Genomic DNA, 20,503 nt, shown 5'->3' with positions numbered 1-20,503 from the left:
CACCGCCGCGCCGCGGCCCGGTGCCCGCCCGCAGCGCCCCGGCGACCGTCGGTCCGGCTCCCGCGGCCGGAAGCGCCGGTGAGCGCAGGCGCCGCCGCGGGCAGCACCCCGCTCGACGCACTCATCGCCGGCCTCGCCGTCGAGATCCCGGACTTCCCGCAGCCGGGCGTCGTCTTCCGCGACCTGACCCCGGTGTTCGCCGACGGGCCGGCCTTCCGCCGGATGGTCGTGGGGCTGGCCGCGCCCTCCCTCGCGGACCCGCGGGCGGCTGCCCTCACGTCACCCGACCCCGCCGACCCGGGGTTCGACGTGGTGGTCGGGGTCGAGGCCCGTGGCTTCCTGCTCGCCGCCGCCGTGGCGCTGGAGGCCGGTGTCGGCGTGGTTCCGGTGCGCAAGGCCGGCAAGCTGCCACGCGAGCGGCTGTCGGCCGACTACGCCCTCGAGTACGGCAGTGCGACGCTCGAGGTGCACACCGACTCGATCACCCCCGGGCAGCGGGTGCTCCTGGTCGACGACGTCCTGGCCACCGGGGGCACGCTGGCCGCGGCCGTGGCGCTCGTCGAGGCGCTCGGCGGCGTCGTGGCGGCGGTGTCGGTCGTCATCGAGCTTACCGACCTCGGCGGCCGGCAACGACTGGTCCCGCACGCCGTCCACGCGCTGTGGACCACCTGAGACGGAGACGACCCTCTCGGACACGTCGCGAGCAGGCCGGTCCCGTCTAGCATGGGGACGGTCAATCCCCCCGTCGGCCAGCAGGAGTCGCCATGGGCCCCGACGCCGCCACCAACGTGGCTGCCCCGCGGCCCGACGCGCCGGCCCTGCCAGCGGGGAGCGGCTCGGACACCCCGGTCGAGCGATCGCCGCTGCCGAGCCGCCCCCTGGTCCGCCGCCCGGACGACGTCGGGACCGAGCCCCCCGACGAGCAGGACCCACCAGGCGTACCCCGGCGGCGGGTGCGCGACCGGTTGGCCCGCCGCATCGTCGCCGGGCAGCGCAGCGGCGTGGTGCGCCCGGTCCTGGAGCCGCTGGCGGCGCTGCACCGGCAGAGCCACCCGAAGGCCGACCTCGCCCTGCTGCAGCGGGCGTACGACGTCGCCGAGGCCGCGCACGCCACGCAGAAGCGCAAGAGCGGCGACCCGTACATCACCCACCCCCTGGCCGTGGCCACCGTCCTGGCCGGCCTGGGGATGGACACCACGACGCTGGTGGCGGCGCTGCTGCACGACACGGTGGAGGACACCGGGAAGACGCTGGAGTCGATCACCGAGGCGTTCGGCCCGGAGGTGGCCCACCTGGTGGACGGCGTCACCAAGATCGACCGCGTCAAGCTCGGGGACGCCGCCCAGGCCGAGACGATCCGCAAGATGATCGTCGCCATGGCCCGCGACCCGCGGGTGCTGGTCATCAAGCTGGCCGACCGGCTGCACAACATGCGCACGCTGCGCTTCCTGCCGCCGGAGAAGCAGGAGAAGAAGGCGCGCGAGACGCTGGAGATCCTGGCCCCGCTGGCCCACCGGCTGGGCATGAACACCATCAAGTGGGAGCTCGAGGACCTCGCGTTCGCCACGCTCTACCCCAAGCGCTACGACGAGATCGTGCGGCTGGTGGCCGAGCGCGCGCCGTCGCGGGACACCTACCTCGCCGAGGTCACCTCCGCGGTGACCGAGCAGCTCAAGGCCGCGAAGATCGAGGCGGTCGTCACCGGCCGGCCCAAGCACTACTACTCGATCTACCAGAAGATGATCGTCCGCGGCCGGGACTTCACCGACATCTGGGACCTGGTCGGCATCCGCGTCCTGGTCGAGTCGGTGCGCGACTGCTACGCCGCGCTCGGCATCATGCACGCGCACTGGCAGCCGGTGCCCGGCCGCTTCAAGGACTTCGTCGCGATGCCGAAGTTCAACATGTACCAGTCGCTGCACACGACGGTGATCGGTCCGCAGGGCAAGCCGGTCGAGCTGCAGATCCGCACGCACGACATGCACCGCACCGCCGAGTACGGCATCGCCGCGCACTGGAAGTACAAGGAGAAGGCCAGGTCGGGGGCCGCCCGGACCGGTGAGTCGCGCGGGTCCAGGACCGGGTCGCCCGACGACATGCTGTGGCTGCGCCAGCTGCTGGACTGGCAGCGGGAGGCCCAGGAACCCGGTGAGTTCCTCGAGACGCTGCGCTACGACCTCGGTCCCCAGGAGGTCTTCGTCTTCACGCCCAAGGGGGACGTGGTCAGCCTGCCGGGCAGCGCCACCCCGGTGGACTTCGCCTACGCGGTGCACACCGAGGTCGGCCACCGCTGCATCGGCGCCCGGGTCAACGGCACGCTGGTCTCGCTGGACAGCACGCTGACCAACGGCGACGTGGTCGAGATCTTCACCTCGAAGTCGCCGACCGCCGGTCCGTCGCAGGACTGGCTGTCCTTCGTCGGCTCGTCCCGCGCTCGGACCAAGATCCGGCAGTGGTTCACCAAGGAGCGCCGCGAGGACGCCGTCGACGCGGGCAAGGAGGCGCTCACCCGGGCGATGCGCAAGGCGGGCCTGCCGCTGCAGCGGCTGCTCGGCGGGGAGGCACTCTCCACCCTGGCCAAGGACCTGCGCTACGCCGACGTCACGGCGCTGTACGCGGCGGTGGGGGAGAGCCAGATCTCGGCCGCCTCCGTGGTGGAGAAGCTCCTCACCGCCCTGGGCGGGACCGAAGGCGCGGCCGAGGACATCGCCGAGACGGCCATCCCGGCGCGCCGCCCGCTGCACCGGCGGTCGGCCGGCGGCGACCCGGGCATCGTCGTCCACGGCATGAGCGACGTCTGGGCCAAGCTCGCCAAGTGCTGCACCCCGGTCCCGGGTGACGACGTCCTCGGGTTCGTGACCCGCGGCGGCGGGGTGAGCGTGCACCGCACCGACTGCACCAACGCCGCGGATCTCGAGCGCAAGCCCGAGCGCCTGGTCGAGGTCGAGTGGGCGTCGCAGCCCGGGTCGGTGTTCCTCGTGGCCATCCAGGTCGAGGCGCTCGACCGGCACCGGCTGCTCTCCGACGTCACCAAGGCGCTGGCCGACGAGCGGGTGAACATCCTGTCGGCGTCGGTGCAGACCAGCCGGGACCGGGTGGCGATCAGCCGGTTCACCTTCGAGCTCGCCGACCCGGCGCACCTGGGCGCGGTGCTGCAGACGGTGCGCAACGTGGAGGGCGTCTTCGACGTCGAGCGCGTCACGGCGTGAAAGAGGACCCCGTCCCCCCGGTCCTCCCCACCCCTCGCAGGCATCGGGGATGCCGAGGAGGGAGCCGGACACGGAGTCGCGCCAGTGGGCCCGCGCAGGGAGGACCCTCCGGGCCGGCCGTGCGCGGGACGCCGCGGGGGGCCGCTGCTACGTGACAACTCCGTGACGGACGTGGTGACGGCGAGCGTGCGGCCGGACGTCGGGTAACCAGGCCGGGCCGACGCCGAGACCAGCGCGCCGGTGACCCCTGCCTCGTCTCGGAGGACCCATCGATGAACCTGCCCCGACGCAGTCTCCTCGCAACCGGCCTCGCCGCCGCCCTGATCGCCACGCCCACAGCCGCCGCGGCCCACAACGGACCCGACCGTGACGGCGCGGACGGTCAGGAGGGCTTCGTCGAGGTGGAGGGAGCCCGGATCTTCTACCAGATCGAGGGCGAGGGGCAGCCGATGCTCTTCGTGCACGGCTACCCGTTGTCCGGCGCGTTGTTCGCGGAGAACCGCGAGGAGCTGGCCGAGGACTACCAGGTCATCACGGTCGACCTGCGCGGTTACGGCCGCAGCGAGGCGCTCGGCGAGCAACCGGTGGGCTCGGTGGAGAGCTACGCCCAGGACGTCCTCGCGGTGATGGACGAGCTCGGTGTGGACTCGGCCGTGATCGGCGGCATGTCCATGGGCGGGCCGATCGTCTTCTCGATGTACCAGCAGGCGCCGGACCGGTTCGACGGCATGATCCTGATCGACACGGTCGCCGCGCCGGCCCCGCCGCCGGAGGTGGGCACCTGGCGCGGACTCATCGAGGTGGCCCGGGAGCAGGGCACCGAGGCCGTGCCGCCGCTGATCATCGACGAGATGCTCACCGGTGAGGCCCGCATGGAGCATCCCGAGCTGGTGCAGTACCTCATCGGCATCATGAACGAGGCGTCCCTGCAGGCCTACGTCGCCGGAGCCGAGGCCCTGGCCACCCGCCCGGACTTCCAGCCGCTCCTGGACGACATCGGCGTGCCCGCGCTCGTCCTCGTCGGGCTGCAGGACACGATCTACCCGTACGAGTTCTCCCAGCAGATGGCCGACGCGATCCCCGACGCAGAGCTGGAGATCATCGACGACGCCTCCCATGCCGGGATCATCGAGGAGGCCGACGAGTTCAACGACGCCATCGAGGACTGGGCGGACGACCAGGGCTTCGAGGAGAAGTGACAGCCGTGGGGCGGTGTCCGCGGCCACGGCCGGGGCACCGCCCCAGCCGTCTTCCGGCCACCCTCCAGGGTCCCGCGCCGAGCCTGCGAGGCGTGGGGGAAGGATGGTCCTCCTTCAGTCGGCGACGGCCATCGACTCGATCGTCACCGGCACGTTCGGCGCCCCACCGCCGGGGCTCGGGTCCAGCGAGCCGTCGTGGCCGTCGGCCGCCACGGCGTCGAGCACCGTGAGCCCGGCCTCGTCCACGGTGCCGACGACGGTGTAGGCCGGGGGCAGCCGGCTGTCGCCCCAGACGAGGAAGAATTGACTGCCGTCGACCCCCTGGCCGCTGTTCGCCATCGCGACGGTGCCGCGCGGATAGGTCTCCTCGCCGGTCACCTCGGTCGGCGAGGTGTAGGTGGGGCCGCCGGCCCCGGTACCGGTCGGGTCGCCGCACTGCAGGACATGCAGGCCCTCGCTGTCGACGGCCCGGTGACAGGGGCTGTCGTCGAAGAAGTCCTGCTCGGTGAGGTGCACCAGGCTGGCGGCGGCGCACGGGGTCCGCTCGTGGTCCACGGTCAGCGTGAGGTCGCCCAGGTTGGTCGACATCAGCAGGTCGGTGGTCCCGGAAGCGGGCACCACGTCGTCCGGCGGCTCGACCTCGATCAGGTAGGGGTTGGCCGACGGGCCCTGCCCCCACGCGCAGGTCGTCGTCTCGCCGGACGCCGCCGTCCCGACGTCCTCCGAGCCGGTGCCGGCGTCGCTCTGCGCGTCCTCGGCGGACGAGCCCCCGCAGGCGGTCAGGGCGAGCAGCGCGCCCGACAGGCCCGCCGCGGCGCGCAGCCGCGAGGTCACGAGCCCTCCTCGCTGGCGCTCGTCGGGCTCATGCCCTGGGGTGCTGTGCCCATGCGTGACCTCGCGAGCTCGGTCACGTGGCGACCGTGAGCGACTCGATCCGGACCTCCTGGGTCGGCCGGCCGTCCCCGGGGCCGTTGCTGCCGTCGTTGCCGTTGGCGGCGATGGTGTCGAGCGTCGCCAGCCCCGCCTCGTCGATCGTGCCGAGGACGGTGTAGGCCGGCGGCAGCTGGCTGTCGCCGTAGACGAGGAAGAACTGGCTGCCGTCGAAGCCCTGCCCGCTGTTGGCCATGGCCACCGTTCCGCGGGGGTAGGTCTCGTCACCGGTGACCTGCGTCGGGAACTGGTAGGCCGGCCCGCCGCGCCCGGTGCCGCTGGGGTCGCCGCACTGCAGCACCTGCAGGGTCGCCGAGTCGGTCTGGCGGTGGCAGATCGTGTCGTCGTAGTAGTCCTGCCCGGCCAGGTGGACCATGCTCGCCACCGCACACGGGGCGTTGGCGTTGTCCAGCGTCAGGCCGATCGGGCCGACGTTGGTCGCGATGTCGACCTCGGTGGTGCCGGTCGGCGTCACCTCGACGGGCGGGGTGCCGGTGTCGGCCTGCAGGTCGGGGTTGGCGGCGGTGTCGGCCGGGGTCCAGTCGCAGGTGCCGTCACTGCCGTCGACGACGGCCGGCGTGGTGGGGGCCGCAGGGGTGCTGGGGATGGTGGGCTGCGCGGCGGCCGTGTCGGCGTCGTCGCCACCGATCCCGGTGATCAGCAGGACGGCGCCGACGACGAGCACCACCGCGGCGGCGGTGACGCCGATCAGTGCGTTGCGGCGGCGCCTGCGGGCCAGCTCGGCGCGGCGCTCGAGTTGCCGCTGCAGCCGTCGTTGGGCGGCCTGCCGTCGCTGCTTGTTGCTCGGCACGGGTCGGACTCCTCGGGAGGGACGGGTGCTGCGGTGAGGCCCGGCGGGTCGGCCCGGGCACCGCTGGTCGCTCCGCGAGTCTAGGTGCCGAGGCTGGACGTTCCCTGACAACGGAGAAGGCCCGGGGCGGCGGGAGGGCCCCGCGTAACCTGCACGGGTGCTCATCCGCTCGTTCCCGGCCGGCGCGTTCGGCACCAACTGCTACGCCGTCGCCCCCGGGCCCCGGCAGGAGTGCGTGGTCGTCGACCCCGGCATGGACGCCGTCGAGCCGCTGGCCCGCATGCTCGCCGAGGACGGCCTCAAGCCGGTCGCCGTCGTGCTCACCCACGGCCACCTCGACCACACGTTCTCGGTGCTGCCGGTCTGCGACGGCTACGACATCCCCGCTTACCTGCACCCGGCCGACAACGGCATGCTCGCCGACCCCGCGCGCTGGCACGGCCCGCAACTGGCCCCGCTGATCACCGGCGTCGCGCTGCCCGACCCGTCGGAGGTCCGGCCGCTGGACGACGGCGCCGTCCTCTCCCTCGCCGGGGTCGAGCTGACCGTGCGGCACGCGCCCGGGCACACCCAGGGCTCGGTGGTCTTCTCCCTCGACCTCGGGGACGCGCCGGGGCTGCTGGCCGGCGACGTGCTCTTCGCCGGATCGGTGGGCCGGGTCGACCTCCCGGGCGGCTCGTGGGAGGCGATGCTGCGCTCGCTGGGGGACGTCGTCCTGCCGCTGGACGACGACACGGTGGTGCTGCCCGGCCACGGCCCGGCGACGACGGTCGGGCGAGAGCGGGCCAGCAACCCCTACCTCGCCGAGGCCGCCGCCGCTCCCAAGGGGCGCGGGCTGTGACCGGCCTGACCGCCCCGAAGGGGACCTTCGACGTCCTGCCGCCGGAGTCCGAGCGCTTCCTCGCCGTCCGCGAGACGCTGACCGCGCCGCTGCGGCGGGCCGGTTACGGCTACGTCGAGACGCCGGTGTTCGAGGAGACCGCCGTCTTCTCCCGCGGCGTGGGCGAGTCGACCGACGTCGTGACGAAGGAGATGTACACCTTCGACGACCGCGGCGGCCGGTCGCTGACCCTGCGCCCGGAGCTGACCGCCGGGTTGATGCGGGCCTTCATCGAGCACCGGCTGCACACCGGCGCGCTGCCGGTGAAGCTGTGGACCGTCGGCACGGCGTTCCGGTACGAGCGCCCGCAGGCCGGCCGCTACCGGCACTTTACCCAGGTCGACATGGAGGCCCTCGGCGTCGACGACCCCGCGCTCGACGCCGAGGTCGTCGCGCTCGGCGTGGAGGGCTTCCGCGACCTGGGGCTGACCGACTTCGAGCTGCTGCTGACCTCTCTCGGCGATGCGACCTGCCGGCCGCAGTACCGGGAGCTGCTGGTCGAGTACCTGGCCAAGCTGGATCTGGACGAGGACACCCGCCGCCGGGCGGAGATCAACCCGCTGCGGGTGCTCGACGACAAGCGGCCCGAGGTGCAGGCCCAGCTGGACGACGCCCCCCTGATGGTCGACCACCTCTCGGATTCCACGAGGGCCCACTACGACGCCGTCCGCCAGCACCTGACCGACCTCGGCGTGACCTGGACCGAGGCGCCGCGGCTGGTGCGCGGGCTGGACTACTACACCAAGACCACGTTCGAGTTCGTCCACTCCGGCCTGGGCGCGCAGTCGGCGATCGGCGGCGGCGGGCGCTACGACGGGCTGTCGGCGGCGCTCGGCGGCCCGGACGTCTCGGGCATCGGCTACGCCGTCGGCGTCGACCGGACGCTGCTGGCGGTGCAGGCCGAGGGGCTCGACATCGGGACGGCGACCGGCGTGCGGGCCTTCGTCGTCCCGCTGGGCGAGGAGGCCAGGCGGCTGGCGGTGCGGCTGGTCGGTCAACTGCGGCAGGCGGGCGTCTCCGCCGACACCGTCTACGGCGGCCGCGGGCTCAAGGGCGCGATGAAGGCCGCCGACCGCTCGGGCGCCTCGCACGCGGTGGTGATCGGGGAGCGTGACCTGGCCCAGGGCGTGGGCCAGCTCAAGGACCTGCGCACCGGCCAGCAGACCGCCGTCCCGGTCGGGGAGCTGTTCGACCGGGTGCGTGCGAGCGTAGGGGCGTGACTTCCATGGAGCAGCGGCCACTCGGCCGGACGGGGGCCGACGTCAGCGTCGTCGGCCTGGGCACCCGGCAGCTGGGCGCCGACTGGGGGGACGTCGACGACGACACCGCCGCCGACGTCCTCGACGCCGCGCTCGACGCCGACGTGACCGAGCTTGCGAGGTCACGCGTGAGCACAGCACCCCGGGGCAGGTGGCCGACGAGCGTCAGCGAGGAGGGCACGTGACCCTGCTCGACACCGCCGACGTCTACGGCGACGGCCGCTCGGAGGAGCGGATCCGCCGGGCGCTGGTCGCCCGCCCGGAACGGCCGTTCGCGGCGACCAAGGCCGGCCGCCGGGCCGACCCGTTCGAAGCCGCCCAGTACACCCCGGAGAACCTGCGCGCCTGGGTCGACCGCTCCCGTCGCACCCTCGGCGTCGAGACGCTCGACCTCGTGCAGCTGCACTGTCCGCCGCCGGCCACCTACGAGGACGACCGTGTCCACGACACCCTCGACACGCTCGTCGACGAGGGTGTGATCGCCGCCTACGGGGTGGCGGTGGAGACCGTGGCCCAGGGGCTGCGCGCTCTCCGGCGGCCCGGCGTGCAGTCGCTGCAGGTGATCCTCAACGTCTTCCGGCGCAAGCCGACCGACGAGCTGCCGCCCGCCGCCGCAGAAGGCCCAGGTCGGCGTCCTGGCGCGGGTCCCGGTGGCCAGCGGCCTGCTGACCGGCAAGTACGGCGAGACGACGACGTTCGCGCCCGACGACCACCGGAACTTCAACCGCCACGGCGAGGCCTTCGACGTCGGCGAGACCTTCTCCGGAGTGCCGTTCGAGGTCGGCGTGGCCGCGGCCCGCGAGGTGTCCGAGATCGCCGGCGACGCACCCACGGCGGCGTTCGCGTTGCGCTGGGTGATCGACCAGCCCGGCGTCACCACGGTCATCCCCGGCGCGCGGACCGTCGAGCAGGTCCGCGGCAACGTCGCGGCGGCCGCGCTGCCGCCGCTGTCCGACTCCCAGCTCTCCGACCTCGAGCGCGTCTACGACGAGCGCATCCGCGCCCACGTCCACGACCGCTGGTGACCACCACTGGAAAGGCGCTCCTCTAGTGCTCCGCACCCACGACGCCGGCACGCTGCGCGCGTCCGACGCCGGTTCTCCCGTCACCCTCGCCGGCTGGGTGGCCCGCCGCCGCGACCACGGCGGCGTCGTCTTCGTCGACCTGCGGGACGCCTCGGGCTACGTCCAGGTCGTCGTCCGCGAGGAGGAGGCGCACGCCCTCCGCAACGAGTTCTGCGTGCTCGTCACCGGCGAGGTGCGCCGCCGTCCGCAGGGCAACGAGAACCCGGAGCTGCCGACCGGCGAGATCGAGGTGGCCGCCGCCGAGCTGCGGGTGCTCTCGGCGTCGGCGCCGCTGCCGTTCCCGATCGAGACCGACCAGGCCGCCTCGGACGACGTCCGCTACAAGTACCGCTACCTCGACCTGCGCCGGCAGGGGCCGGCCCGGATCCTGCGGCTGCGCTCGGAGGTCAACCGGGTCGCCCGCGAGGTGATGGCGCGGCACGGCTTCGTGGAGGTCGAGACCCCGGACCTGACCCGATCCACGCCCGAGGGTGCCCGCGACTTCGTCGTCCCGGTGCGGCTGCAGCCGGGCAAGTGGTACGCGCTGCCGCAGTCGCCGCAGCTGTTCAAGCAGCTCCTGATGATCGGCGGGCTGGAGCGGTACTACCAGATCGCCCGCTGCTTCCGAGACGAGGACTTCCGCGCCGACCGGCAGCCGGAGTTCACCCAGCTGGACTTCGAGATGAGCTTCGTCGAGCGCGACGACGTGCTGGCCGTCGTCGAGGACGTCGTCCGGGCGCTGTGGCGCGAACTGGCCTCCTACGAGGTCCCCGAGATCCCGCGGATGACCTACCGGGAGGCCATGGACCGCTTCGGCTCGGACAAGCCCGACCTGCGCTTCGGCATCGAGCTCACCGAGCTGACGTCCTACTTCGCCGACACCCCGTTCCGGGTGTTCCAGGCGCCCTACGTCGGTGCGATCGTGATGCCCGGCGGCGGGTCGCAGCCGCGGCGGGCGTTCGACGCCTGGCAGGACTGGGCGAGGTCGCGCGGGCACCGGGGCCTGGCCTACGTGACGATCGCCGACGACGGCACCCTCGGTGGCCCGGTGGCCAAGAACATCTCCGACGCCGAGCGTTCCGGCCTCGTGGAGGCCGTCGGCGCGCAGCCGGGGGACTGCGTGTTCTTCGCCGCCGGTGCTCGCCGACCGGCGCAGGAGCTGCTCGGTGCCGCGCGCAACGAGATCGCCCGCCGGCTGGAGCTGATCGAGCCGGGCTCGTGGTCGTTCCTCTTCGTCGTCGACTTCCCGATGTTCGAGGAGACCGAGGACGGCGACTGGACCTTCATGCACCACCCGTTCACCTCGCCCACCCCCGAGTGGCGGGAGCGGTTCGCCGAGGACAAGGGCGGCGCGCTGTCGGACGCGTACGACCTGGTGTGCAACGGCAACGAGTTGGCCAGTGGCTCGGTGCGCATTGCCGACCCCGAGCTGCAGGAGCGGGTGTTCGAGACCCTCGGGATGTCCCGCGAGGAGGCCCGCGAGCGGTTCGGCTTCTTCCTCGAGGCGTTCGCCTACGGCCCGCCGCCGCACGCCGGCGCCGCGATCGGCTGGGACCGCACCTGCGCGCTGCTGGCCGGGGTGGACTCCATCCGCGAGGTCATCGCCTTTCCGAAGACCGGGGCCGGGTTCGACCCGCTCACGGGCGCCCCGACGCCGATCACCGAGGCGCAGCGCAAGGAGGCCGGGATCGACGCGAAGCCGGAGGAGCAGTGACACGGTCGGCCTACCGGCCGACACCGCGGCCAGGTGCCGTCCCTCGGCGGAACTGAGCCGCTGCCCGTGTCCCGGTCGGGAGACCCTCCGGCCTACCGGCCGACACCGCGGCCAGGTGCCGTCCCCGGACTGCGCTGAGCCGCTGCCCGTGTCCCGGTCGGGAGACCCTCCGGGCCTCCGCGACCGGCCCACCCCGCCCGTGTGCCGTCCCTCGGCGGAGCTGAGCCGCTGCCCGTGTCCCGGTCGGGAGACCCTCCGGGCCTCCGCGACCGGGCCACCCCGCCCGTGTGCCGTCCCCGGCACCGCCGAGCCGTCGCCTGCCGTCGTGTCGGCTGTGCGACCGACCATGGCCTACTTTGCGGGCATGCCGCTGCGTGCCCGCACCCTCCTCGGTCCCGGCCCCTCGAACCCGTACCCGGAGGCGCAGGTCGCGCTGGCCGAGCCGCTGCTGGGCCACCTCGACCCCGTCTTCCTCGGGATCCTCGACGAGACCTCCGACCGGCTCCGACAGCTGTTCGGGACGGGGAACCGGCGCACTCTGCCGCTGTCGGCCACCGGGTCGGCGGGCATGGAGGCGGCGTTCGTCAACACCGTGGGTCCGGGTGACGTCGCCGTCGTGGCGGTGAACGGGCTCTTCGGCCAGCGGATGGTCGACGTCGCCTCCCGCTGCGGCGCCGAGGTCGTGGCCGTGGAGCACGAGTGGGGGCAGCCGGTCGACGTCGAGCGGGTGCTGGCCGCGCACCCGGGACCCAAGCTGATCGCCGCCGTGCACGCCGAGACCTCCACCGGTGTCCTCTCCGACCTCGCGCCGCTGGCCGCCGGCAAGGGGGATGCGTTGCTGCTGGCCGACTGCGTGACCTCGCTCGGCGGCATCCCGGTGCGGCTGGACGAGTGGGGTGTGGACCTCGCGTACTCCGGCTCGCAGAAGTGTCTCGGCGTGGCACCGGGGCTCGCGCCCTTCACGATCAGCGACCGTGCGTGGGACCGGCGGATCGAGAAGCCGCAGAGCTGGTACCTCGACCTCGGCATGCTCGGTGGCTACGCCGGCGAGGCCGCCGGGTCGGGTGGCCGCACCTACCACCACACCGCCCCGACCGGGATGGTCGTGTCACTGCACGCCGGCCTCGGCCGGATCCTGGAGGAGGGGCTGGACGCCGTCCACGCCCGGCACACCGAGGCCGGCCGGGCGCTGCACGCGGGGCTGCAGGAGATGGGGCTCGAGCTCTTCGCCGCGGATGGCCACCGGCTCCCGGAGCTGACCACGGTGAAGGTGCCCGAGGGCGCGGACTCGGCGAAGGTGCGGGGTGAGCTGCTCGAGCGGTTCGACCTGGAGATCGGCGGGGGAGTGGGCGCCTACGCCGCGACCGTCTGGCGGATCGGCCTCATGGGCGCGAACGCCACCCCCGACAAGGTCGCGCTCGTGCTGGCCGCGCTGAAGGACGTCCTCGGCCGCTGACGTCCGGGCGCGCGCCACGCCGGCCCGGGCGGCGCCCCGGAACGACGCAGCGTGCGGCACACTCCCGGACATGCTGCACCAGGAAGTTCCGCACCGACAGACGTCGGCCGGCCGGTCGTTCCGGAAACTGCCGCCGTGGACCCTGGTCCCCGTGGCAGCGCTCGGCTGGTGGCTGGGCGGGTACTTCCCGTCGCTGCTCGAGGACGTCCTCATCCCCGACCCGGTCCAGGGCTGGCCCGCGGTGCCCTTGCTGGCCTCCCGCTCCGGCGTCTTGTGGATGGGGGCGTTCTGGGGCGGGGTCGTGGCCGGCCTGCTCGGCCGGCTCGCCCGCCCGGGGCGACGCCGGACCGCGGTGGTCGCGACGGGCGCCGGCGCGGCCTCGGCGATGGCGGTGACGCTGCTGCAGGTGGGGCTGTTCCGCGCCGACCAGCCGATATTCGGCGGCGACGACCGGGGGTTCGCCGGCCTGTGCCTGTTCACGGTCGTCGCAGGCTGCGTCGGCTGGGCGCTCGGCTCGGTCTGGGTGTTCGGTCCGGTCGGGCTGGGGGTCGGCCTGGCCGCGCTGGCCACCGTGGTGACCGGCTGGCTCAGGGGGCTGCAGCTGGCGCTGCTGAATGCGACGCAGGCCGACCACCTCCTCGTCCTCGACTGGCGCTGGAGCCAGTGGGCCGGGGCGGTGGTGCTCGCGGCGGCCCTCGTGGTGATCGGCGTCCGTCCGGCGGCACGGTTGGCGTGGTGGGCGGTGGTGCTGGTGGGCGCCTGGGTCGTGGAACCGGCGCTCACCGCGGCGGTCAACCTGGAGATCTTCCTGTGGGGAGATGTGCCCGTCCCCGGCCTCCCCGGGACGCTGCCCGAGGCCCTGGCCGCGGCGGGGCAGGTCTTCTGGCAGACCGCGCAACCGGGCTACCACCACCTGGTCGCCCCCTGGATCGCCGCTGTCGTCGTCGCGGCGCTGGTGTGCGCCGTACGGCCGCGCCTTCCCGCCGGCCGGGCGACGACCACCTGAGCTCGTCGTCGGCCCTCCGGTCGAGGGGAGCAACGGTCAGGCGGCATCCAGCCGGGCGAGCTGATCGGGGGACAGCTCCAGGTCCGCCGCGGCGGCGGAGTCGACGATCGACTCCCGCCGGGTGGCGCCCGGGATCGCGACGACGGCGTCGCTCTGCGCCAGGTGCCAGGCCAGCGTCACGCGGTACACCGACACCCCGAGCTCCTCGGCCACCTTCGCGAACGCCGGTGCCGTCGAGCCCAACGAGCCGGCCGCGGTCACCCCGCCGAACGGGCTCCACGGCAGGAAGGCGAGCCCGTGGCCGGCGCAGTGGGCCAGCTCGCCGGCGGAGAACCGCCAGCCCGGGGAGAACTGGTTCTGCACGCTCACCAGCGCGTCGCCCACGATCGACCGGGCGACGTCGATCTGCGCGACATCGGCGTTGGAGATGCCGACCATCCGCACCAGCCCGTCGTCGGCCAGCGCGCGCACCGCACCCATCGACTCCTCCCACGGCGTCGCCGGGTCGGGCCGGTGGAGCTGGTAGAGCCCGATGGCATCGACACCGAGCCGGCGCAGCGAGGCCTCGCAGGCGGCCCGCAGGTAGGCCGGTGACCCGTCCAACTCCCAGTCGACGCCCCGCCGGGTGTGCCCGCCCTTGGTGGCGACCAGCACGTCGGAGCCCCCGGAGCCGTAGGAGCGCAGCGCGTCGGCCACCAGCGTCTCGTTGTGCCCGAACTCCGCCTCGTCGCGCGCGTAGGCATCCGCGGTGTCGATGAGCGTCACGCCGGCGTCCAGGGCCGCGTGCACCACGGCCTCCGCCCCGGCCGGTGAGGGCCGCTCGTCCTTGGTCGACAGGGGCATCGCCCCCAGGCCGATCGCGCTGACGGCCGTGTCCCCGATGCGTCGCTGCTGCACGGAGGCTGTCGTGCCCCGCGGGTAGCGTTCGCAAGCGTGAGCGGACAGGCGCGTGAGCATCGCAGGAAGCGCCAGCGACCGAGGAGCGGAGCGCGCCGCGGGAGCGAACCGAGGGCATCGTGAGTTCGCTGTTCGACGAGCCGGCGCAGGAAGCCTCCGGGGTCGACCCGGGCGCACCGCTGGCCGTCCGCATGCGGCCGCGGTCGCTGGACGAGGTCGTCGGCCAGTCCCACCTGCTGGGCCCGCGGGCACCGCTGCGCCGGCTGGTCGAGGGCGACGAGCCGATGTCGCTCGTGCTCTACGGCCCGCCCGGCACCGGCAAGACCACGCTCGCCCACGTCATCTCGCTGACCACCGAGCGGCAGTTCGTCCAGCTGTCGGCGCTCGACTCCGGGGTCAAGGAGGTCCGGGCGGTCATCGGGAGCGCCAAGCGGGAGCTCACCTACGCCGGCCGGCGCACCGTGCTGTTCATCGACGAGGTGCACCGCTTCTCCAAGACCCAGCAGGACAGCCTGCTGTCCGCGGTCGAGGACCGCATCGTCAGCCTGATCGCCGCGACCACCGAGAATCCCTTCTTCTCCGTGGTCAGCCCGCTGCTGAGCCGCTCCCTCGTCCTGGCCCTGCAGCCGCTGTCGGACGACGACGTGCGCACCGTGCTGCGCCGTGCGCTGACCAGCGACCGCGGCCTGGACGGCGCGGTGACCCTCACCGAGGAGGCCGAGGAGCACCTGCTCCGGGTCGCCGGCGGTGACGCACGCAAGGCGCTGACCGCGCTGGAGTCCGGGGCGGGCGCGGCCCGCACCGCCGGCACCGGCGTGCTCGACCTCGCCACCCTGGAGACGGCGGTCGCGCAGGCAGCGGTGCGCTACGACCGGCAGGGCGACCAGCACTACGACGTCGCCAGCGCGCTGATCAAGTCCATCCGCGGCAGCGACGTCGACGCTGCGCTGCACTACCTGGCGCGGATGGTGCAGGCGGGGGAGGACCCGCGGTTCATCGCGCGCCGGCTGGTCATCTCCGCCAGCGAGGACATCGGCATGGCCGACCCGACGGCGCTGCAGACGGCCGTCGCCGCCGCCGAGGCCGTGGCCTTCATCGGCATGCCCGAGGGCCACTTCCCGCTGGCCCAGGCCGTCGTCCACCTGGCCACGGCGCCGAAGTCCAACGCGGTCACCGTGGCCATGGGCGAGTCCGTCGCCGACGTGCGCGCGGGACTCGCCGGACCGGTGCCGCCGGGGCTGCGCGACGCGCATCACGCGGGCGCCAGGAAGCTGGGGCACGGGAGGACGTACGTGTACCCGCACGACCACCCCGACGGGGTGGTGCCCCAGCAGTACCCACCGGACGTCCTGGTCGGGCGCGACTACTACCGGCCGACGGGCCGCGGCGCCGAGGCACCGATCGCCGCGCGGCTGGCCAAGCTGCGGGCGATCGTCCGGCGCGGCCGCTGACCCCCGGCGGGGCACGGACGGGCGTCGTGGCCCGCGACTACTGTGACCACGCCGGGCCGACGCCCGCCGGCGGCGACCGGTGGGTCGGCTCCGGGCGCCGAGGACGACGTCGACGAACAGGAGAACCGCGTGTCCGCAGGAGAGTGGGCCGGACTCATCGCAGCTCTGGCCCTGGTGCTGCTCGTGGTGCTGCTCGCCGTCCCCATCGTCAAGCTGGGTCGCACGCTGGACGAGGCGACGCTGACCATCCGGCAGACGCGGGAGCAGAGCGGGCCGATCCTGAGCCAGGCCTCGACCACGGTCGCCCACGTCAACAGCAACCTCGAGCGGGTCGACGACATCACCGGCAACGCCGCCAACGTCTCGAGCAACGTCGCTGCCCTCACCAGCGTCGTCGCCGCCACCCTCGGCAGCCCGCTGATCAAGGTGGCCGCCTTCAGCTACGGCGTCCGCAGCGCCGCAAAGAAGAAGCGGGAGGGGCAGGCGATCGCCGACGCCGCCGCCCGTGACAAGGCCGAGCGCCGCGCGCGCCGTGCCGCCCGGCGGGCCGCCTGATGCGGCGGCTGTTCTGGCTGGCGATGGGCATCACCATCGGCGCCCTCGTCGTCCGCAAGCTGTCCCGGGCGGCGGAACGGATGACCCCGGCCGGCATCGGCGGCTCGATCGCCGAAGGCCTGCGCGAGCTCGCCGACGCGATCGGCGATTTCGGTGCCGACATCCGCGCGGCGATGGCCGAGCGGGAGCTGGAGCTGCGCGCCGGCACCGGCCTGGACGCCCCGCTGCCCGAGAGCGGACAGGTCCAGCTGCCCGGCCGGCACAGCGTCGCCGACCGCTGAGCCCCGCGGGACGACGCCCTCCACCCAGACGACCCGACCCGAGTAGGACATGCAGACCGCCGAGATCCGCCGCCGCTTCCTGGAGCACTTCGCCACCCGGGGGCACACCGTCGTCCCCAGCGCCTCGCTGGTCTCCCCGGACCCGTCCCTGCTGTTCACCGTCGCCGGCATGGTGCCGTTCATCCCGTATCTGACCGGCCGGGAGCCGGCGCCCTACCCGCGGGCCACCAGCGTGCAGAAGTGCGTGCGCACCCTCGACATCGAGGAGGTGGGCAAGACCACCCGCCACGGCACGTTCTTCCAGATGAACGGCAACTTCTCCTTCGGCGACTACTTCAAGGAAGGCGCGATCCAGCACGCCTGGGAGCTGGTCACCGGCTCGGTGGAGGACGGCGGGCTGGGCTTCGACCCGGAGAAGATCTGGGTGACCGTCTACCTGGACGACGACGAGGCCGCCGACGCGTGGAAGCGGATCGCGGGCCTGCCCGACGAACGGATCCAGCGCCGCGGGCTGAAGGACAACTACTGGCACACCGGCCAGCCCGGCCCGGGCGGCCCGTGCAGCGAGATCTACGTCGACCGCGGTCCCGAGCACGGCCCCGACGGCGGCCCGGTGGTCGACGAGGACCGGTTCCTCGAGATCTGGAACCTCGTCTTCATGCAGTACGAGCTCGAGGACGTGCGGAGCAAGGAGGAGTTCCGCATCGTCGGCGACCTGCCGAAGAAGAACATCGACACCGGCATGGGCCTGGAGCGGGTGGCCTACCTGCTGCAGGGCGTCGACAACCTCTACGAGATCGACGAGGTGGCGCCGGTGCTGCGCCGTGCCGCCGAGCTGGCCGGGGTCGCCTACGGGCGCGGGGGGCGGGACGGGCGGGAGGATCACGAGGTCGACGTCCGACTGCGGGTCGTGGCCGACCACGTGCGCAGCGGGCTGATGCTCATCGGCGACGGCGTCACCCCCGGCAACGAGGCCCGCGGCTACATCCTCCGCCGCCTGCTGCGCCGCGCCGTCCGCTCGATGAAGCTGCTCGGCGTCGACGAGGCCACCCTCCCGGAGCTGCTGCCCGTGTCGAAGGACGCGATGAAGGCCAGCTACCCCGAGCTGGAGACCGACTTCGCCCGCATCTCCTCCGTCGCCTACGCCGAGGAGGAGGCGTTCCGCCGCACCCTCACCTCCGGGACGGCGCTGTTCGACACCGCCGTCCGCGAGGCCAAGGCCGCCGGGACGCCGGCCCTCTCCGGCGAGCAGGCGTTCTCGCTGCACGACACCTACGGCTTCCCGATCGACGTCACCCTGGAGATGGCCGCCGAGCAGGGCGTCGGCGTCGACGAGGAGGGCTTCCGCGCGCTCATGCAGCAGCAGCGCGACCGGGCCCGCGCCGACGCCCGGGCCAAGAAGACCGGCTCGGTCGACGTCCTGGCCTACCGCCGGCTGCTGGCCGACCACGGCCCCACCGACTGGCGCGCCTACGACACGCTGCGGACCGACTCGCGCGTGCTCGGCCTCGTCTCCCAGCTCGCCGCCGAGGAGGACGCGCTCAGCGCGCCGGCCGGGCCGGGCGAGATCACCCGGGTGGTGCTCGACCGCACCCCCTTCTACGCCGAGTCCGGCGGCCAGGTCGCCGACGCCGGCGTCCTCACCTGGGACGGCGGCCGCGCCGAGGTGCTCGACGTGCAGCGGCCGGTCAAGGGCCTGGTCGCCCACCAGGTGCGGATCCTCGAGGGCGAGCTCCGCGAGGGCGCGGAGCTCACCGCCGAGGTCGACCGCGAGTGGCGGCTGTCGGCCTGCCAGGCGCACTCCGGCACCCACGTCGTGCACGCCGCGCTGCGCCAGGTGCTCGGCCCGCAGGCCCTGCAGTCGGGCTCCTACAACCGGCCGGGCTACCTGCGGCTGGACTTCGCCTGGCAGGGTGCGCTGTCGCCCCAGCAGCGGCACGACATCGAGGACGTCGCCAACGCCGCCGTCCGCGCCGACCACCGGGTGAGCGCCAGCTACATGTCGCTGCCCGAGGCGCAGGCCATCGGCGCCCTGGCGCTGTTCGGCGAGACCTACGGCGAGCAGGTCCGCGTCGTCGAGATCGGCGGGCCGTGGTCGCGGGAGCTCTGCGGTGGCACCCACGTGCAGGGCAGCGCCCAGATCGGCACCCTGGCGCTGACCGGCGAGTCGTCGGTCGGCTCGGGTTCGCGCCGGGTGGAGGCCGTCGTCGGCCTCGAGGGCTTCCGCTACCTGGCCCGCGAGCGCGACCTCGTCCGTCAGCTCGGCGAGCTGCTGAAGACGCCGACCGACACCGTGCTCGAGCGGGTCAACGGCATGCTCGCCCGGCTGCGCGACGTCGACAAGGAGTTGGCGGAGCTGCGCGCCCGGCAGACCCTCGCCGCGGCCGGGGAGCTCGCCGCCGGCGCCCGGGACGTCGGCGGCACCGCCGTGGTCACCGGCGCACCGGGGGGCTTGAGCGGCGGCGACCTGCGCACGCTGGCCCTCGACGTCCGCGGGCGGCTGCCCGCCGGCCGGCCGGCCGTGGTGTTGCTCGCCTCGGAGTCCGGAGGCAAAGTGGCTCTCGTGGCGGCCCTCAACCCGGCCGCACAGGAGCGCGGGCTCGTCGCCAGCGACGTGCTGCGTGCGGCAGCGGCCCCGGTCGGCGGACGCGGCGGGGGCAAGCCAGACGTGGCCCAGGGGGGCGGTACCGACCCCGCGGGCATCCCAGCGGCCCTGCAGGCCGGCGAACAGGCGGTCGCGACCGCCGCAGGGAGGTGAACGGAGTGCCCGACCAGCACCCCGACGCGACCGGTCCGGCCGGCGAGCGCCCGATGCAGGGGCGCCCCGCCGTCCCCCCGGCGCGGCAGCGACCCGCCCCTCCGGCCCGGGAGCCGGTACACCACAAGACCGAGCAGATCGACCTGCGCGCGGGCTTCCCGCCGGTGCGGCACGAGACCGCCGCGATCGACCTCTCCGGCGGTCTGCCCGGTGGTCTGCCCATCCCGCCCCGGCGGCCCCGCCAGGGCCGGCGGCTGGGGATCGACGTCGGCACCGTGCGCGTGGGCGTGGCCATCTCCGACCCGACCGGCATGCTGGCCAGCCCGCTGGAGACGGTGCAGCGGGCACGGGACGAGTCCGACCTCGACCGCATCGCGGCCCTCGTGGCCGAACACGAGGTGACAGAGGTGATCGTGGGGGAGCCGAGGCACCTCTCGGGTGCGTCGGGAGCGTCGGCGAAGGAGGCGCGTGCCTACTCTCGGGCACTCGCCGGGCGCATCGGCAGCGTGCCCATCCATCTCGTCGACGAAAGGCTCTCCACCGTGACCGCAGCCAGTTCCCTCCGGGCGAACGGTCTGGACAGCCGTCAGCAGCGCTCGGTGATCGACCAGGCCGCGGCCGTGGTCATCCTCCAGGCCTATCTGGACGCACAGCGGGAGCGCATGTGAGCGAGCGTGCGAGCTCACCGATGAGCACAGCAGCGCCGCGAACGCGGCCGACGAGCGCCAGCGAGGAGGGCCCGTGAGCGAGCGTGCGAGCTTCCCGATGAGCACAGCAGCGCCGCGAACGCGGCCGACGAGCGCCAGCGAGGAGGGCCCGTGAGCGACCCCACCACGCCGCAGGGGCGGGGTCGGCACGCCTCGCCCGACTTCCCGAGCGGCGTACCCGCCTCCGCCTGGCTGACCTCGATGCCCGGCCGGGCGACGACGCCGCCTTCCGTCGGCCCGTCGGTCGGGAACGAGGCCCGGCGGCAGGCGGCGGCCGCGGGCCACGGTGCGGCCGACGACGGCCGCAGCACCGGCCGGCTGCCCCG

General features: G+C 73.9%; 17 protein-coding genes and 3 pseudogenes. 17 read left to right on the top strand and 3 right to left on the bottom strand.

What is annotated here, in order from left to right; translation table 11 throughout:
* The first annotated feature begins 78 nt into the window (after positions 1–78).
* The 3 genes from E4P41_RS17295 to E4P41_RS17285 all read left to right on the top strand — a co-directional run bounded on the left by E4P41_RS17295 (position 79) and on the right by E4P41_RS17285 (position 4,408).
* Positions 79–672: an adenine phosphoribosyltransferase gene (locus E4P41_RS17295; RefSeq protein ID WP_135142503.1), complete on the top strand. Its 594-nt coding sequence runs from the start codon at positions 79–81 to the stop codon at positions 670–672.
* Between the two features lie 92 nt (positions 673–764).
* A complete protein-coding gene (locus E4P41_RS17290; protein ID WP_135142502.1) occupies positions 765–3,209 on the top strand; it encodes a bifunctional (p)ppGpp synthetase/guanosine-3',5'-bis(diphosphate) 3'-pyrophosphohydrolase in 2,445 nt (814 codons plus the stop codon).
* A gap of 272 nt (positions 3,210–3,481) precedes the next feature.
* Positions 3,482–4,408 carry an alpha/beta hydrolase gene (locus tag E4P41_RS17285; protein WP_135142501.1) on the top strand — a complete coding sequence of 309 codons (927 nt, stop codon included), beginning with the start codon at positions 3,482–3,484 and terminating at the stop codon, positions 4,406–4,408.
* Positions 4,409–4,522: 114 nt separating this feature from the next.
* Here E4P41_RS17285 and E4P41_RS17280 read toward each other — a convergent pair whose 3' ends face one another.
* Both E4P41_RS17280 and E4P41_RS17275 read right to left on the bottom strand, forming a co-directional pair.
* Positions 4,523–5,242: a peptidylprolyl isomerase gene (locus E4P41_RS17280; RefSeq protein ID WP_135142500.1), complete on the bottom strand. Its 720-nt coding sequence runs from the start codon at positions 5,240–5,242 to the stop codon at positions 4,523–4,525.
* A gap of 73 nt (positions 5,243–5,315) precedes the next feature.
* On the bottom strand, positions 5,316–6,149 hold the full coding sequence (locus tag E4P41_RS17275; RefSeq protein WP_135142499.1) for a peptidylprolyl isomerase: 834 nt from the start codon (positions 6,147–6,149) through the stop codon (positions 5,316–5,318).
* A 157-nt stretch (positions 6,150–6,306) separates the two neighbouring features.
* Between E4P41_RS17275 and E4P41_RS17270 the strand changes: the two genes are divergently transcribed.
* From E4P41_RS17270 to E4P41_RS17245, 8 genes and pseudogenes are all read left to right on the top strand, one after another.
* Positions 6,307–6,990, top strand: a complete 684-nt coding sequence (locus E4P41_RS17270; RefSeq protein ID WP_135142498.1) for an MBL fold metallo-hydrolase — start codon at positions 6,307–6,309, stop codon at positions 6,988–6,990.
* Positions 6,987–8,249: a histidine--tRNA ligase gene (gene hisS / locus E4P41_RS17265; protein ID WP_135142497.1), complete on the top strand. Its 1,263-nt coding sequence runs from the start codon at positions 6,987–6,989 to the stop codon at positions 8,247–8,249. Before E4P41_RS17270 ends, hisS begins: the two co-directional genes overlap by 4 nt.
* A complete protein-coding gene (locus tag E4P41_RS23425; protein ID WP_245177439.1) occupies positions 8,246–8,473 on the top strand; it encodes a hypothetical protein in 228 nt (75 codons plus the stop codon). The genes hisS and E4P41_RS23425 overlap by 4 nt, the downstream gene beginning before the upstream one ends.
* A pseudogene (locus E4P41_RS23725) lies at positions 8,440–8,829 on the top strand (aldo/keto reductase); the annotation flags it as partial. The gene E4P41_RS23425 and the pseudogene E4P41_RS23725, both read left to right, overlap by 34 nt.
* An 85-nt stretch (positions 8,830–8,914) precedes the next feature.
* Positions 8,915–9,313: pseudogene (locus tag E4P41_RS23720) on the top strand (aldo/keto reductase); the annotation flags it as partial.
* Between the two features lie 25 nt (positions 9,314–9,338).
* Positions 9,339–11,066 (top strand): aspartate--tRNA ligase, encoded by a 1,728-nt coding sequence (aspS, locus tag E4P41_RS17255; RefSeq protein WP_135142496.1) that lies wholly within the window; start codon positions 9,339–9,341, stop codon positions 11,064–11,066.
* Between the two features lie 346 nt (positions 11,067–11,412).
* A complete protein-coding gene (locus E4P41_RS17250; RefSeq protein WP_245177438.1) occupies positions 11,413–12,522 on the top strand; it encodes an alanine--glyoxylate aminotransferase family protein in 1,110 nt (369 codons plus the stop codon).
* Positions 12,523–12,592: 70 nt separating this feature from the next.
* The gene (locus E4P41_RS17245; RefSeq protein ID WP_135142495.1) at positions 12,593–13,528 is read left to right on the top strand and encodes a hypothetical protein; all 936 of its coding nucleotides are present in this window, start codon (positions 12,593–12,595) and stop codon (positions 13,526–13,528) included.
* 36 nt (positions 13,529–13,564) lie between these two features.
* Here E4P41_RS17245 and E4P41_RS17240 read toward each other — a convergent pair whose 3' ends face one another.
* Positions 13,565–14,425 (bottom strand): aldo/keto reductase, encoded by an 861-nt coding sequence (locus E4P41_RS17240; RefSeq protein ID WP_135142494.1) that lies wholly within the window; start codon positions 14,423–14,425, stop codon positions 13,565–13,567.
* A 119-nt stretch (positions 14,426–14,544) separates the two neighbouring features.
* On the opposite strand from E4P41_RS17240, the gene E4P41_RS17235 reads away from it, so the two are divergent.
* The 6 genes and pseudogenes from E4P41_RS17235 to E4P41_RS17210 form a co-directional block, all read left to right on the top strand.
* Entirely contained in the window at positions 14,545–15,876 is a 1,332-nt protein-coding gene (locus E4P41_RS17235; protein ID WP_135142493.1) for a replication-associated recombination protein A, read from the top strand.
* Between the two features lie 129 nt (positions 15,877–16,005).
* Entirely contained in the window at positions 16,006–16,431 is a 426-nt protein-coding gene (locus E4P41_RS17230; RefSeq protein WP_135142492.1) for a DUF948 domain-containing protein, read from the top strand.
* Positions 16,431–16,712: a hypothetical protein gene (locus tag E4P41_RS17225; protein WP_135142491.1), complete on the top strand. Its 282-nt coding sequence runs from the start codon at positions 16,431–16,433 to the stop codon at positions 16,710–16,712. Before E4P41_RS17230 ends, E4P41_RS17225 begins: the two co-directional genes overlap by 1 nt.
* A gap of 49 nt (positions 16,713–16,761) precedes the next feature.
* Positions 16,762–19,470 carry an alanine--tRNA ligase gene (gene alaS / locus E4P41_RS17220; RefSeq protein WP_135142490.1) on the top strand — a complete coding sequence of 903 codons (2,709 nt, stop codon included), beginning with the start codon at positions 16,762–16,764 and terminating at the stop codon, positions 19,468–19,470.
* Positions 19,471–19,475: 5 nt separating this feature from the next.
* Entirely contained in the window at positions 19,476–20,138 is a 663-nt protein-coding gene (ruvX, locus tag E4P41_RS17215; protein WP_135142489.1) for a Holliday junction resolvase RuvX, read from the top strand.
* Between the two features lie 150 nt (positions 20,139–20,288).
* Positions 20,289–20,503, top strand: a pseudogene (locus E4P41_RS17210) (hypothetical protein); the annotation flags it as partial.

Source organism: Geodermatophilus sp. DF01-2 (genome assembly GCF_004571065.1).
GTDB lineage: Bacteria > Actinomycetota > Actinomycetes > Mycobacteriales > Geodermatophilaceae > Geodermatophilus.
Note: the sequence above shows the minus strand (reverse complement) of the source record. Positions and strands in the feature narration are given on the sequence as shown.

Excerpts from the sequence above, each read along its gene's own strand:
- E4P41_RS17225 (WP_135142491.1), top strand. The coding sequence starts at position 16,431 with ATGCGGCGGCTGTTCTGGCTGGCGATGGGCATCACCATCGGCGCCCTC.
- E4P41_RS17245 (WP_135142495.1), top strand. The coding sequence starts at position 12,593 with ATGCTGCACCAGGAAGTTCCGCACCGACAGACGTCGGCCGGCCGGTCG.
- E4P41_RS17290 (WP_135142502.1), top strand. The coding sequence starts at position 765 with ATGGGCCCCGACGCCGCCACCAACGTGGCTGCCCCGCGGCCCGACGCG.
- E4P41_RS17285 (WP_135142501.1), top strand. The coding sequence starts at position 3,482 with ATGAACCTGCCCCGACGCAGTCTCCTCGCAACCGGCCTCGCCGCCGCC.
- alaS (WP_135142490.1), top strand. The coding sequence starts at position 16,762 with ATGCAGACCGCCGAGATCCGCCGCCGCTTCCTGGAGCACTTCGCCACC.
- E4P41_RS17250 (WP_245177438.1), top strand. The coding sequence starts at position 11,413 with ATGGCCTACTTTGCGGGCATGCCGCTGCGTGCCCGCACCCTCCTCGGT.